The organism is Pseudidiomarina gelatinasegens (assembly GCF_004025325.1).
Classification (GTDB): domain Bacteria; phylum Pseudomonadota; class Gammaproteobacteria; order Enterobacterales; family Alteromonadaceae; genus Pseudidiomarina; species Pseudidiomarina gelatinasegens.
Window position 1 is genome coordinate 229,719 of sequence record NZ_RSFE01000005.1, and the last position, 14,021, is coordinate 243,739.

The following is a 14,021-nucleotide window of genomic DNA, read 5'->3' on the forward strand; positions in this document are numbered from 1 at the left end:
ATTTGATCACTCAATTCGCAAACTAAAGCGCAGCGTGGTAGCGGCGGAGATTAAATTGCCGCGAACGTTGTTCAAATCGTTGCTTGAGCGCCATACGTCGGGATAAATAGTGCCATTGTCCGCTTCCAGCAAGTGGATTAAATGTTCAAGAGCAGACAAGGCTTGCCCTTTGTTACTTGAGTTCATTGCAATGCTCACATTATCAATGGCATCCGACAGAACTTGGTAGGCACCAGCAGCTAAGAGCGATTGGCTGTTATTTGCAATGTTTTGTAGCCGAGCAAGTTTAGACTGAATGATGGTGTTGGTATCACGTAAGTCAGCCAAAACGATAAAGTCTGAGAATTGACCGCCATTACCGCGAACCCGATAGCTTCCTGAGCCGGTCATTGTCGTGATATCTGCGAAGGTACCGTTATTGTGCGAGTGAAATAGGCGTAATGGTGTGCCTTCCGTGTAGTGCAATGACTTGGTATAGATCTCAATTGTGTAGGCGCCGCTGAATGCAAAACCTTTTGCAGGGTCGGGGCTAATCGAGATAAGCACAGGGAAAGCCTGTGGAATAGTCGTCAGCAAGCTATTCGGTAACCGGTGTAAAATGTCGGGGTCGGCCAAATTCAATAAATGTGCTTCGAGCGTCATATTTTGAGGCGTAAGGCCAACAGCATTTTCAAATTGCACAGAAATATCGAAGCTAACCAGTGCGCTTAATTCGACACTTGCATTAAGGCTGTTTTGTTGAGCATTTATAGTTAGCGGAACTTCAACAGCGTGCGCAGAAGTACTGTAGCTCGATAGGCTAAAACCTAACAACAAGACGGCAACTTTTAATAAGGTTTTGCTAGCGTACATGATTAAATCCTCAGTGTTCTGTTACATTCTGTTACATCTTTTCGGTTAAAAGTTACCCAGAAATTTGATGTTTGTCACGCTTTTCTAAGAATAAAAGGGCTACACGAGGTAGCCCTTTTATTTTTGTAACCCAACTAATTGCCTTGATTGTAGTTGCTGTACAAGCGACCAGCGGTAAGTGCAAAGTGCGCTCGAGTAATGGTGGTATCACCGTTAAAGTGAGCTTGTAATGATGGTTCGAGTGCGAAAGCACCTTGCTCAATTGAGAAGCGAACGTTCAATAACGAGTAGCGGAGAGCTGCTTGCACGTAGCCTTTCAAATGGGCTGGAATCGCATCTTGGTCAGCCAACACAATAGTTTCACCTTTGTAATCCACCACAATATCTTGATTTGGATCGAAGGCCAAAGCTTCGCTTTCTAAACCAAGCGTTTGCACCAAAGAGTAGGCAAGATCAAGTTTGTTAACTTTGCCACGCGGGTCAAAATTGCCATTGTTTGAAAGCATTACAGGAGCTTGTTCTTGTGCATTGTCTTTAAGTGCCCCGCCAGTTACCGATACAGATTCTGCAAAAACTTTGACGTCACTCGGTACATTTGCCAACGAAGGCTGCGGTTCATTTAATAAGTCGCGGTACTGACGAATAGCGCCTCCCATTACGAGATACTGGGCTAAGTCTTTACGCAGTAAAGCATCATCAGGACGGAATTTCCCGTTATTAAAGCCGTCGACTAAACGTTCAGAAACAGCAAACTCAATCGCATTTTGCTGAGGGTGACCCGCTATATCGTCAACACCGTCGTAGCCTCCGCTTAATTCGAACGAGATGGTGCCGGCAATAACTTCTGGAATACCGGGGCCATTGGTTAAATCAAGTGGATCAGGGTCAACGCCAGATAACGACGTTAAGCCGTAAACATAAACTTGCCATGTGCCGGGTTGACCTGGGGCGGCAACGCGCATACCAGTTTCAAGAACGGGTAACGTTAAGTTGCCAAAATATTCTGTACCGTCTGGGGCAACAAGCACAAGCTTGGTGGTATTCGCGAGCGTTTCAGCACTGGCTTTAACCCAAGCCACATCGTCACCAACTTCAAAACTAAAGGTGTCAGGTTCACCAGCTGGCGCATAGAGCACTTCAAAGTTTTCAATGTTGTCGCTGCTTTCTAGCACGGCATTTGCATTGAAGGTATTTAAATTGTTTACGCTAGCAACGTGGTCCATGTCGAAATTTAACGCAGCAGAAACGGCTGATTTAGCATTGGCATAACCGCCGCCGACTTCCCACTTCTCATAGCCAGGCATATTGGTAGCGGTTTCTTGCAACAAGCGCTTGATTTCCAATAGCGAAAGATCAGGGTTGGCTTCCATCATTAGGGCGACAATACCTGCGACATGCGGTGTTGCCATCGATGTACCTGAGATCATGGTATAGAACGGAAGATACTCAGTTTCAATTGCATCGAGATCCGCTTCGCCACCATTAGAGACTAAATTGGTGCTAGCGCGCGTTGAGATGATATCAACACCCGGGGCAACAACGGTAATTTCATTGTTGTATGTCCACGTGGTGTTGTCTGGCATTTGAAACGTACCTGTTTCGCTTTTTAAGCCGCGTGACGAGAAACCAGCGAGTTGACCAAACTTGTCACCTGCGCCCACGGAAATTCCCCATGGAATTTGGGCGTATGGGTTGTGGCTGTCTTCACCGGGACCAGAGTTGCCAGCTGCAAATACGGATAAGATGCCGAGCTTATAGGCTTTAAAAGAGGCAATACTTACGGGGCTATCTGGACTAAACTTGCCGCTTGAGCCCCATGAGTTGCTCATGATGCGAATTGGCGAGTTAAACGCATAAACATTATTAATGGCGTAATCGTAACCGCCTACAGCATCAAGAATTGATAAACCGGCACCTGAGCCGTAACCAATCAAATCAGCCTCTGGTGCTGCGCCTAAATATTTACCGTCAGACATAGTGCCAGTACCAGCAATGGTGCCGGCAGTATGGGTTCCATGGCCCACATTTAAATCGGTATTAACTTGACCCTCTATAACAAAACCGTCAGTTGGAGCCACTAAACTTATTGCCTGAGCATGGGTAATTGCCTGCACGTTTTCGATGACTTTTTCGCCGAATAGAAGGTCTTGATGCGAAGCATCAATACCCGAGTCATTGACCATGATGGTGATGCCATCACCAGTAAAGGAGGTGCCATTTCGGGCGACAAAGTCGGCAGATTGTAATTGCTCTACGCCGGTAATTTTTCGTGCATCTGCATTGAAGTATTCAAGTTGGCGGTTTAACCAAACCGAACGAACATTAGCAAGCGATTTGAGTTGTTCAATTTGAGTACGTGTTGCAGTAACGCCGATAATTGGTAACGAAGAAAACTGCACACCTTCTGTGATTCCTAAATTCAGAAGTTGCTGCAATTGTGATTCGGTAACCGGCTCGAGTTGGTCATAGGTGACTACGACGGTCAGGCTTTCAGTTGCTGACAACGTTGGTAGCTTGGCCTGTAATTGTTCACCAATAACGGCGTTTGCTAGGGCTTGGCCCGGAGCTGCTGCAAGTGTTAGCGCAGCAATGGTTGAGAGTGTGAATTTTTTCATTATTGTATCCTCGTTGCTGAAGTTTTAAACGCTTTCGAGAATGCTCCGAGGTCACAAGAATATATATAGGGGTGATCCCCTAATTTTTTTCGGGGTGTTATTCGGTAAAGGTTGCGCAGGCGCAGTGAATTTCGGACCAAATTAAGCGTATAATCAATGAATCGTTAAAAAGTGGCTGAGAGCGTAGTATGGCTATGGAACAAAAAGTTGAAGTGCAAGCGGCCGATAAAGTAAAAATTCATCGTCCTGATCCTGATAAACGCAGCAACGACTACTCGCCCCGTAACCGAATTTACGTACGTGATGTTAAAGGTGCGTTCGAGTGGTTTCGGCGTAGCTTTGGGTTTATCCTGCTGTTCGTTTTCGCGCTTATTCCATGGCTGCAGTTTAACGGCGAACAAGCTGTTTTATTAGATATTGCAGAGCAACGCTTCCGTATTTTTGGCCTTACTCTATGGCCACAAGACTTCACTATTGTGGCTTGGATATTTATCGTTTCAGCCTTTGCCCTATTCTTTATCACCACCCTCTACGGCCGCGTTTGGTGCGGCTTTATGTGTCCGCAAACCACGTGGACTTTTATTTTTATGTGGTTTGAGAAAAAATTTGAGGGCACCCGCAATCAGCGTATGACGTTGGACAAGCGCCCGTGGGACTTTGACAAGTTTTGGCGCAAAGCCGCCAAGCACACCTCCTGGATTATCGTGTCATTGTTAACGGCCATGATATTTGTTGGCTACTTCACCGATGTTCGCGAATTGTTTACGCAATTTTGGACTTTGGATTCAGGTTTTTGGCTAACCGGAACCGTCATATTCTTTGCTTTTTGTACCTACGGAAACGCCGGTTGGATGCGCGAAATCATGTGTACCCACATGTGTCCGTATGCACGATTCCAGTCGGCAATGTTTGATAAAGATACCGTTACCGTGTCTTACGACATGAACCGTGGCGAGCCTCGCGGCGGTCGCCCGCGTAAGAAAGATCCAAAAGAGCTCGGGTTGGGTGACTGCATCGACTGCTACATGTGTGTGCAGGTTTGTCCAACCGGCATTGATATTCGTAACGGCTTACAGTACGAGTGCATTAACTGCGGCGCGTGTGTGGATGCCTGTAATGAAATCATGGATAAAATGAATTACCCACGCGGACTGATTCGGTTTACCACGGAACGTAATTTACAGGGCGGACGGACGCACAAATTGCGCTTCAAAAGTATTGGCTATTTTGTGGTGATGGTGGTTATGACGGCCTTGCTTATTTGGGACATTTCAACCCGCGTACCCCTGCAAGTTGATGTGCTGCGTGACCGTAACCAGCTGTACAGCATTAATATGGAAGGCTGGGTGCAGAACGTGTTCACCTTGAAGATACTGAATAAATCGCAACAGCCGCAAAGCTTTGTGGTGACTTCAGAAGGCTTTACCCGCAGCACGTTGATGGGTGACGTGACAATTACTGTCGGCGCCGGTGAAGTTGCGACTGTACCGGTTACACTCGCCGTTCATCCAGACGAAGTGACGGAGCGCGTGCAGGATGTTACCTTTGTGGTTACTTCCACCGACGGTGCTATCAGCGAGAAGCATGTCAGTCGATTCTTGTATGAGTGAGCAATCTATCAGCGACGATTTTAGCTTCCAAAATTTAAATCCTGAGCGCATCGCGGATGCGCTTGCGGATGTTGGCGTGAACCCGCAATCAGGGTTGCTTGCTTTAAATAGCTACGAAAACCGGGTTTATCAATTTATCGCGGATGATAACCAGCGCTATGTGGCCAAGTTTTATCGCCCTGCCCGTTGGAGTGACGCGCAAATACTCGAAGAGCATCAATTCACGCAAGAATTGCTCGACGAAGAGGTGCCGGCGGTTGCGCCACTGCAATTAGGCGGTTCAACGCTACATAACTATCAGGATTATCGCTTTGCGGTTTTTCCAAGTGTTGGCGGGCGCGCGGTCGAGCCGGGTGATTTGGACCAGCTGGAACGCATTGGCCGCCAAATCGGGCGTTTGCACGCGGTTGCGAAGCAACGGCCGTTTTCGAGTCGGCCTAACTTGTCTTATCAGGAATTTGTTGCCGATGCGATGGCTACGCTGCGCGAATCACCACTGCTTCCGGATAACTTGCAAGAAGCCTTTTGGGCGATAGCCGAGCCGCTGGCCGAGCAATTGAAACACACCGATCTTGGTGCCTTTACGCAGCAACGTTTGCATGGTGACTGTCATTTGGGCAATATGTTGCTGCGTGATGATCAACTGATGTTTGTCGATTTTGATGACGCGCGAACAGGCCCTGCCATTCAAGACTTATGGATGATGCTTGCGGGTGACGATAGAGCTGAGCGAATGCTCCAGCTCGATGTTCTGTTAGAAGGCTACCAAGAGTTTTGCGACTTCGATAGTAAAGAAACGCTATTAATTGAACCCTTGCGCAGTTTCAGAATCATACACTATATGGCATGGTTAGCACGGCGTTGGAATGACTCGGCTTTTCAACAAGCGTTTCCATGGTTTGCCGAACAGCGCTACTGGGAACAGCAAGTGTTAACGCTCAAAGAACAATTTGCGGTGTTGCAAGAACCACCAATTCAGTTGCAACCCAATTACTAATTCGTTTAATTTATAAAAAAACCAACTGTAGGACTTTTTGCCCATGAAGAAGTTGTTGTTCGTTCTCGTTGCTTTGATGATGTTGCCGGTAACGGCGCAAGAATTCAAAGAAGGTGTGCATTACGAAGTGATTGCTGAAGAAGGCACTGCAAAGCCTGAGATCAAAGAATTTTTCTCTTTCTACTGCATTCATTGTTACCGTTTTGAACCGATTGCAGCCGCAATGAAAAACGCGTATCCGAAAGCGTTTGAGAAGTCGCATATTGTGTCGCACCCAACCTTAGAGTTGATGGCGCGAGGCTTTGCAGCCGCTAAATTGTTCAAAAAAGAAGAGCCAATCAGCCAAGCTTTTTATGAGCGGATTCATGCGCAAAAGCAGCAAATCAACACAGAAGAAGACTTAAAAGCCATCTTCCATGTAAACGGTGTCAGCGCTGACAAGTTTGAAAAAGCGATGAAACATCCGTTGGTTGAGAAGCAATTAAACGATATGGACCGTGACATGCGTGCGTACAATATTAATGCGACGCCAACTTTCATCGTCAATGGCAAGTACCGTTTGAAAACTGAAGGCTTCCGCGACAGTGAAGACTTTATGGCTGATTTTGTGAAAGCAGCCGGTTATCTGATGGAAATGTAAGAACAGAAGTAAGAGCGTTATTAGCTATCAGCTTGCTAATAGCAGCACAACAAGCTAATAACGCTCTTCATACACGAACTACCTGCTTATCTCGCTTTTTACCCTGCTAATAATCTTGTCTTTGCGCACCCAGCGCTGATTCAGCCAATCGTGAAAATGTGCTTTAAATTCAGCATCAGCAAAGTAGTCACCAATTAAGTCATCAGCGACAGGCAAGGTTTCCACATTGACATACACGTCACGTAGCTGACCGCTCAGCAATTGCCATACTGCAGGACGTTTTGCGGCCGGGTACACAATGGTGATATCCAAAATAGCGTCAAACTGATCGCCCATCATTTGTAGTGCAAACGCAGTACCGCCAGCTTTCGGCGGTAAAAGGTGTTGAAAAGGACTATTGCGCTTCGCGTGTTTTTCAGGCGTAAAGCGTGTGCCTTCGCAAAAATTTATGACCGTGGTTGGTATGTGCTGAAATTTTTGACACTTTTTGCGTGTGGTTTCAATGTCTCGGCCTTGCAACTTAGGGTTGCGGGCAATCTGGTCGCGTGAATAACGCTTCATGAACGGCATGTCGAGAGTCCAGCACCCCAAACCAATGATAGGCGCCCAAATTAACTGATGCTTTAAGAAAAAACGTGGCATTGGCATGTTGCGGCAGGCCAAGTGCATCAACACCAAAATATCAACCCAGCTACGGTGGTTGGCAATAATCATGTACCAACTGTCGCGGTGCAACTGACTGTCGCCTTCAATATGCCAGCGCATCGGCTGAGTGAGTCGGAACATGGCCGACATGGCGTAACCCCACAACCGAAAAATACCATTTGCCCAGGTTGAAATGAGGCGTTGCACAGCGGGAATGGGCAGCAGCAATTTGGGTAAGCCCACCAAAATAATCAGCAAGCCAATAATTCCTGTCGAAACCAGAGCAAAACTAAAATTAATAATAACGCGAAAAGGAATAAGTAAAGTCGTCAGCATGTTCGGGCCAATGTTAGCGCTAATCATAGCAGTGATGAGCCTATAATACGCATTTGCAAAAGACTTGCCAGTTTCAGTAAAAGGCTCTAGAGTATACTGTATATACGTACAGTATTTCGGGTGTTATTTGTACCGGTAGAGGTTGTTTATGGGGTATCCTGCACAAGTAGAAGCGTTGCTGCAAAAAGGCTGGGTTTGGCAAGGCCAAAACGCGCCGTTAAATAAGGCCGAAAACCAATTTATCAGCACTGGCTGGCATGATCTTGATCAGCGCTTAGGCGGTGGTTGGCTGCAAGGCAGTGTGAATGAGCTGCAGGTACAACAGCCTTTTATTGGTGAGTTAGCGGTGCTGCTCCCATTGCTTGCACAACCAGAAACAACTGCGCTTTGGGTGAATCCACCCGCCCAGCCTTATGCTCCTGGCTTGCACTATCAACAGGTGATACTCAACCAACAAGTTATTGTAAATGAGTCCAATAACAAACTGGCTTTGTGGGCTGCGGAGCAGGCATTGCAAAGCCGCTCCATTAGCGTGGTGCTGATTTGGAGTAATACGTTGAGCGCTATTCAGGTGCGCCGCCTGCAGCAGGTGGCTGAAGCAGAGCGGAAACTGGCATTCGTTATTACGCCACAGCAACGCGAAGAAGAAGCCCGTGCCTATGTAACTCGGTTGCAGTTACAACGCACAGATAACTTATACATTAGCGTGTTAAAGCGGCGTTTTGGTTGGCCACTGCCAGCTTTTCCATGTGCGGTTGATAAGCACCTGCCAAGGCGTCGTCGTGCGTTATGAATGCCTGGTTGTACCTGCACTTCCCTCATTTATTGCTGGATTATCAGCTGGCGCTGCAGCCACCGGAGGCTGCCGTGAAGCCACATGCACTTGTTCATACGGTTGCGGCACGACGAACTCTGGTGCAGGCCAATCAAGCGGCCCTTCAACAAGGCGTTGAAGTGGGTATGGCCGATGTGCTTGCCAGTACCTTGGTGCCGGAGTTGTCACTGAATGAACATGATCGATTGCGCGAAAGCGCCATGCTTACGCAATTAGCTCAGGTGCTTTATCAGGACATTGCGCATATTGTGTTACATCCACCGCAAGGCATGCTGTGTGAAATTCGTAGTTTACTGCGTTTACATCAAGGTTTTCACGGTGTATTAGCTCGTATTCAGGCGCGGTTAGAACAATGGCCGCTGCGTTATTGTATTAGCAGTGGTTACAGTCCATTGGCAGCGAAGCTTTTGGCGCAATCCCAATACGCATTATTAACGTCAGAAGTCGGCGTAGCAAAAGCAGCCGTGGCGCAACTCCCTATTGAGCAAAGTGGCTTGCCGGGACAGCAGATTGCACGACTACGTGATGTTGGGTTACTTACGCTTGGCAGTGTGATGCAGCGGCCGCGCGCTGAATTAGGCGTACGATTTGGGCGAGCTATCACGCTTTACCTAGCGGAGTTAGCGGGAGAGCTCGCCCCACCGCAGGATTTCTACCATCCCCCTGCTCGCTTTGACGAACGGGTTGAACTTGCTGCTGAGGTAGCAACTTGGCCGCAGTTATTATTCCCCCTAAAACGCTTACTGCAGCAAGTTGAAAGCTTTCTGCAGAGTCATCAATGGAGCACGCGCGCGTTACTGATTCGTGCGCATCACCGGCACGGGCCGCCAACACAAGTGGCTATTCAATTTGCGCATGCTGTCTGGCAGCAGGCCGATTTACTGAGTCTGAGCCAGCTGCATTTAGAGCGGCAGCAGTTGCATGCGCCCGTGCTTGAATTAAGTGTGCGGGTGCAACGCCCAGAGTCTCGGCAAGCGAAGCGCAGTCAAATGTTTGCCGAGGTGAATGAACATGCCGACTCATTGAATGAGCTGGTGAGTCGGCTGCAGGCTCGCTTGGGCGAAAGCAAGGTACAAAGTACGCAACTACAAGATGACTGGCGTCCGGAACGTCACGGCGCTATACAAGCATGGCAACAAACGGAAGTAGCCAACGCCAACGCAGTGCAACGGCCGTGCTGGTTACTACCTCAGGTAGAGCCGATTCATCGACATCAATGGCAGTTGCAATGGGGGCCAGAGCGAATAGTCAGTGGCTGGTGGGACGCCGCCCCCATTCAAAGAGATTATTATGTGGCGCTTGACGCACAACAGCGACAAGGCTGGATCTATCACAGTGACAAAGGTTGGTTTTTGCATGGCTGGTTCAGCTAACCCCACACAAGATCCACACCCCGTAGCCCTGCACTGTCTGACCAACTTCAGTTTTTTGCGCGGCGGTTCCCACCCACATGAATTGGTTGAGCAAGCCTGCACACTGGGGTATCAGGCTTTAGCAGTAACCGATGAATGCTCGGTTGCCGGTGTTGTACGTGCTTATGTGGCGGCGCGAGATAAACCACTGCGGTTAATCATCGGCAGTGAATTTAAACTCGATACGCTGGGTACCTTCATTGTCTTAGCGCGCAACCGAACCGGTTATGCCCAGTTATGTCAGTTGATAACCATAGCGCGCAATCGGTGCAAGAAAGGTCATTATCAGGTGAGCCTTGATGACTTTATCGGAACCCTTGATGACTGCTTATTGCTCTGGCGGCCAGCAAACACCGAGCTTACGGCAACTATCGCTCGCTTGCAGGAAGCGTTTCCGCAACGTTTGTGGTTTGCTTATAGCCGTCATTATGGCGCCAACGACGCCAACAATTACATGCGTTACCAACAACTTAGTGCCACCTACCAAGTGCCCGTGGCCGCGGTTTGTGAGGTGTGCTATCACGCGCCGCAACGGCAGCCGTTGCATGACATTTTGGTGGCTATTCGCCAGCGGCAGCCGCTTAGCACCCAAGTCGCTCAACTCAAACCCAACCAAGATTATTGCCTGCGCCCTGCTTCACAACTTATGCAGTGCTATCCCCACAGCTGGCTTGCACAAAGCGCTGTGATTGCTCAGCAATGCTGCTTTTGTTTAAGTGAATTACGTTATGACTATCCAGCAGAACTGGTTCCTGAAGGCCAAACGGCTACAGCTTATCTGCGCGAGTTAACCTATGCTGGGGCTCGTCTTCGTTTTCCAAGCGGCTTGCGTGATGATGTGAAAGCCAAACTTGAAAAAGAACTGCAACTCATCGCGCAACTGCATTACGAATATTTCTTTTTAACCATTCATGATTTGGTGCAGTTTGCCCAGCAGCGCGGCATCTTATATCAAGGCCGAGGTTCAGCAGCCAATTCGGTGGTTTGCTACTGTTTGCAAATCACCGCGGTGAACCCTGATCAAGTTGATGTGCTATTTGAGCGCTTTATTTCCGCGGAACGCGATGAACCACCAGATATTGATGTCGACTTTGAACACGAGCGCCGTGAAGAAGTGATTCAATATATATATCGCAAGTACGGTCGTCATCGAGCTGCATTGGCGGCTACGGTTATTCGTTATCGTTTACGCAGCGGCTTACGTGATGTGGGTAAAGCGCTTGGCTATCACGAGCAGGAGTTGCGGCACTATGTACGGCAAATCGACCGGCGCGATACCGAGCAAGGTTGGCAACAACAATTGCTCGCGAAAGTGCCTGGGCTGGGAGAAACCCACCGTGGGCGCTGCCTAATTAAGTTAACCGAGGCTATTTTAGGTTTTCCCCGTCATTTATCGCAGCATGTGGGTGGCTTTGTGATAGCGGCCACGCAACTTTCCGAACTGGTGCCGGTAGAAAATGCCAGCATGCCGCAGCGTACGGTTATTCAATGGGACAAAGACGATTTAGAAACCTTACGCTTGATAAAAGTTGATGTGCTAGCGCTGGGTATGCTGACTGCATTACGCAAAATGATGAACTTGGTGCAGCAGCACCATCAGCGCGCAATAGGCTTAGCAGATATTCCTCAAGAAGACCCCGCAGTGTATCAAATGTTGCAACGCGCTGACTCCATTGGGGTGTTTCAAATTGAGTCACGCGCACAGATGAACATGTTGCCGCGGCTACGGCCTTGCACCTTTTATGATCTGGTGGTGCAAATTGCAATTGTTCGGCCCGGGCCTATTCAAGGCGACATGGTGCACCCTTATTTGCGTCGCCGCGCTGGTATAGAACCTATTACATTTCCCAGTGAGGCGGTACGGCAAGTACTTGAACGCACTTTAGGGGTGCCGATTTTCCAAGAGCAAGTGATTAAGCTGGCAATGGTGGCTGCTGGTTTCAGTGGGGGCGAAGCTGATCAGCTTCGGCGTGCTATGGCCAACTGGAAGAGCTCAGGTGAACTGCGCCAGTTTGAGGATAAGCTTATTCAAGGCATGCGTGAACGAGGGTATAGCGATGAGTTTGCGCAGCGTATCTTTCAACAAATATGTGGTTTTGGGGAGTACGGCTTCCCCGAGTCGCATTCGGCGAGTTTTGCAAACTTAGCCTATGCGTCCGCTTGGTTTAAGCACTATTATCCCGAAGCTTTCTATTGCGCCCTGCTCAATAGTTTACCCATGGGCTTTTATTCAGCCAATCAGCTGATACAAGATGCCCGTCGCCATCACGTTACGATACTGCCAGCGGATATACAGCGCAGTGACTGGCATCATCAACTTGAGGCTGGCCACCGTGGGGTGCAGTTGCGTCTGGGGTTACGGCTAATAAAAGGCTTAAACCAAACGCGCATGGAACAGCTACTGTGCAAGCGACCTGCACAAGGCTTTCAAGGGTTATCCGAGCTAAGAGAGTTGGGTATCAGCGGCACCGAACTGCACAAACTTGCCGCGGCAGATGTACTCGGAGAGCTAGCTGGCCATCGTTATCAAAGCCAATGGCAAAGCTTAGCCTTGCAAGCCGAGCAACTGCCCTTGTTCGCAGCTTGCGAATCGAATGAGTTGATAGCGCCAATGCAAGCGCCCGACGAGTTTCAAGATATTGCCGTGGATTATCGAACCACGGGCGTATCTTTGCGGCGTCATCCATTGGCTTTATTGCGTGAACGTAGTGAGCTTAAAGGGTATAAGTTAGCCAGCGAATTAGCCCAATGCCGACATAAGCAGATTATCCGCGTGGCCGGGCTTGTCACTTGCCGGCAGCGACCGGGCACAGCTTCTGGCGTAACCTTTGTGACACTTGAAGACGAAAGCGGTTTAATCAATATAGTGATTTGGCAGCATACCGCACGTGCATTCCGGCATACTTATTTAACTGCGCAGCTGCTAAAGGTAAAAGGTGTGGTTGAAATTCATGGTGACGTTATTCATGTTATTGCTGGGCAGCTTGAGGATGGCACCGAACAGCTAGCGCACCTAGGTATGGAAGCTAACCGTTCGCGTGATTTTCATTAATACCCCAAAGCGCAATTCAAACTGGCGTTACGTGCAGCCGATAATCTTCTTTCAAGGTTACATAGTTTTCTGCCGACTGCGGTAGAAAATTCAATTCGGCTTGCGAGAGCTTTCTTGCCTCTTTGATTGGGCTGCCTACATATAAGTAGCCACTGCGGAGCGTTTTGCCGGGCGGCACTAAACTGCCAGCACCAATGATCACATCATCCTCAACCACGGCACCATCCATAATCACAGCGGACATGCCAATTAATACCCGGCTACCAATCTCGCATCCATGCAACATCACATGGTGGCCAACGGTCACGTCGTCGCCGATAATAAGCGGATGCCCTGCCGGGTTGCCTTCGCTAATACGGCTGACATGCAGCACGCAATTGTCTTGAACATTGGTACGCGCACCAATCTGAATGAAGTTAACGTCACCACGCGCTGCAACCAATGGCCAGATACTGCTGTGCTCGCCAATACGAACATCGCCAACAATAACAGCGCTATCGTCAATATAAACATGTTCACCCAGTTGTGGCTCAATACCACGATAACTACGAATATCTCCACTCATGGCCATTTACCTCTAGAATCTCTATAAAATGTTAGCTTTTTGATCTGTTCATTGAATACCTTAAAGACTAGCAGAAAGCCCCATTGCTGGCGAATCAGACAAAAGGCGTAGCTTTTTACAGCGCTTCGTTCACAAAACCAGCAGTCAGCAAAAAAACACCTAAAAATGTCAAAAAGGCGCTTGACGCGGCGAGTTAAATCTCTAAAATGCGCCCCACGCTTGAGGCAGGCAACGAAGCCGCCAAAAGCAGACGTTTTGAGTCTTAAAAATTTTAGCCGAAAGGCTTGACACAAAACGCCAAGGCTGTAGAATGCGCAGCCTCGCTCAACGAAGCGAACGCTCTTTAACAATATACCAAGCCAAGCAAACTGTGTGGGCACTTACCGGATTCAGGCAAGTAATACTTGAAAGGTACGGAACCTCTAGCGAGGGAAAGTACACCTGACTGATTGGAAAAGTGCT

The 14,021-nt window shown here is 48.5% G+C and carries 10 protein-coding genes; 6 read left to right on the forward strand and 4 right to left on the reverse strand.

The annotated features are described in order from the left end of the window. Positions 1-6 precede the first annotated feature (6 nt). Entirely contained in the window at positions 7-852 is an 846-nt protein-coding gene (locus EGC76_RS08630) for a DUF6689 family protein (protein ID WP_128352583.1), read from the reverse strand. A gap of 134 nt (positions 853-986) precedes the next feature. After that, positions 987-3,467: a S8 family peptidase gene (locus EGC76_RS08635; RefSeq protein WP_128352584.1), complete on the reverse strand. Its 2,481-nt coding sequence runs from the start codon at positions 3,465-3,467 to the stop codon at positions 987-989. Between the two features lie 194 nt (positions 3,468-3,661). Here EGC76_RS08635 and ccoG point away from each other — a divergent pair, with 194 nt between their 5' ends. From ccoG to EGC76_RS08650, 3 genes are read left to right on the forward strand one after another with little or no spacing between them, the layout of a single operon-like run. Next, entirely contained in the window at positions 3,662-5,077 is a 1,416-nt protein-coding gene (ccoG, locus tag EGC76_RS08640) for a cytochrome c oxidase accessory protein CcoG (RefSeq protein ID WP_128352600.1), read from the forward strand. Next, on the forward strand, positions 5,070-6,074 hold the full coding sequence (locus EGC76_RS08645) for a serine/threonine protein kinase (protein WP_128352585.1): 1,005 nt from the start codon (positions 5,070-5,072) through the stop codon (positions 6,072-6,074). Before ccoG ends, EGC76_RS08645 begins: the two co-directional genes overlap by 8 nt. Before the next feature lie 43 nt (positions 6,075-6,117). Then, a complete protein-coding gene (locus EGC76_RS08650) occupies positions 6,118-6,714 on the forward strand; it encodes a thiol:disulfide interchange protein DsbA/DsbL (protein ID WP_128352586.1) in 597 nt (198 codons plus the stop codon). A 78-nt stretch (positions 6,715-6,792) separates the two neighbouring features. Here EGC76_RS08650 and EGC76_RS08655 read toward each other — a convergent pair whose 3' ends face one another. Beyond that, entirely contained in the window at positions 6,793-7,722 is a 930-nt protein-coding gene (locus tag EGC76_RS08655) for an acyltransferase (RefSeq protein ID WP_246013938.1), read from the reverse strand. 121 nt (positions 7,723-7,843) lie between these two features. On the opposite strand from EGC76_RS08655, the gene EGC76_RS08660 reads away from it, so the two are divergent. Genes EGC76_RS08660 through EGC76_RS08670 form a run of 3 tightly spaced genes read left to right on the forward strand, consistent with a single transcriptional unit; the run spans position 7,844 to position 12,994 of the window. Further along, complete coding sequence (locus tag EGC76_RS08660; RefSeq protein WP_128352587.1) at positions 7,844-8,488, forward strand: hypothetical protein; 645 nt, start codon at positions 7,844-7,846, stop codon at positions 8,486-8,488. Further along, positions 8,485-9,903: a Y-family DNA polymerase gene (locus tag EGC76_RS08665; protein ID WP_128352588.1), complete on the forward strand. Its 1,419-nt coding sequence runs from the start codon at positions 8,485-8,487 to the stop codon at positions 9,901-9,903. Before EGC76_RS08660 ends, EGC76_RS08665 begins: the two co-directional genes overlap by 4 nt. Continuing rightward, positions 9,887-12,994 (forward strand): error-prone DNA polymerase, encoded by a 3,108-nt coding sequence (locus EGC76_RS08670; RefSeq protein ID WP_128352589.1) that lies wholly within the window; start codon positions 9,887-9,889, stop codon positions 12,992-12,994. The genes EGC76_RS08665 and EGC76_RS08670 overlap by 17 nt, the downstream gene beginning before the upstream one ends. Before the next feature lie 16 nt (positions 12,995-13,010). Here the strand turns inward: EGC76_RS08670 and EGC76_RS08675 are convergent, their stop codons facing one another. Beyond that, the gene (locus EGC76_RS08675; RefSeq protein WP_128352590.1) at positions 13,011-13,559 is read right to left on the reverse strand and encodes a gamma carbonic anhydrase family protein; all 549 of its coding nucleotides are present in this window, start codon (positions 13,557-13,559) and stop codon (positions 13,011-13,013) included. Positions 13,560-14,021 lie beyond the last annotated feature (462 nt).

Excerpts from the sequence above, each read along its gene's own strand:
- EGC76_RS08630 (WP_128352583.1), bottom strand. The coding sequence starts at position 852 with ATGTACGCTAGCAAAACCTTATTAAAAGTTGCCGTCTTGTTGTTAGGT.
- EGC76_RS08635 (WP_128352584.1), bottom strand. The coding sequence starts at position 3,467 with ATGAAAAAATTCACACTCTCAACCATTGCTGCGCTAACACTTGCAGCA.
- ccoG (WP_128352600.1), top strand. The coding sequence starts at position 3,662 with ATGGAACAAAAAGTTGAAGTGCAAGCGGCCGATAAAGTAAAAATTCAT.
- EGC76_RS08645 (WP_128352585.1), top strand. The coding sequence starts at position 5,070 with ATGAGTGAGCAATCTATCAGCGACGATTTTAGCTTCCAAAATTTAAAT.
- EGC76_RS08650 (WP_128352586.1), top strand. The coding sequence starts at position 6,118 with ATGAAGAAGTTGTTGTTCGTTCTCGTTGCTTTGATGATGTTGCCGGTA.
- EGC76_RS08655 (WP_246013938.1), bottom strand. The coding sequence starts at position 7,722 with ATGATTAGCGCTAACATTGGCCCGAACATGCTGACGACTTTACTTATT.
- EGC76_RS08660 (WP_128352587.1), top strand. The coding sequence starts at position 7,844 with ATGGGGTATCCTGCACAAGTAGAAGCGTTGCTGCAAAAAGGCTGGGTT.
- EGC76_RS08665 (WP_128352588.1), top strand. The coding sequence starts at position 8,485 with ATGAATGCCTGGTTGTACCTGCACTTCCCTCATTTATTGCTGGATTAT.
- EGC76_RS08670 (WP_128352589.1), top strand. The coding sequence starts at position 9,887 with ATGGCTGGTTCAGCTAACCCCACACAAGATCCACACCCCGTAGCCCTG.
- EGC76_RS08675 (WP_128352590.1), bottom strand. The coding sequence starts at position 13,559 with ATGAGTGGAGATATTCGTAGTTATCGTGGTATTGAGCCACAACTGGGT.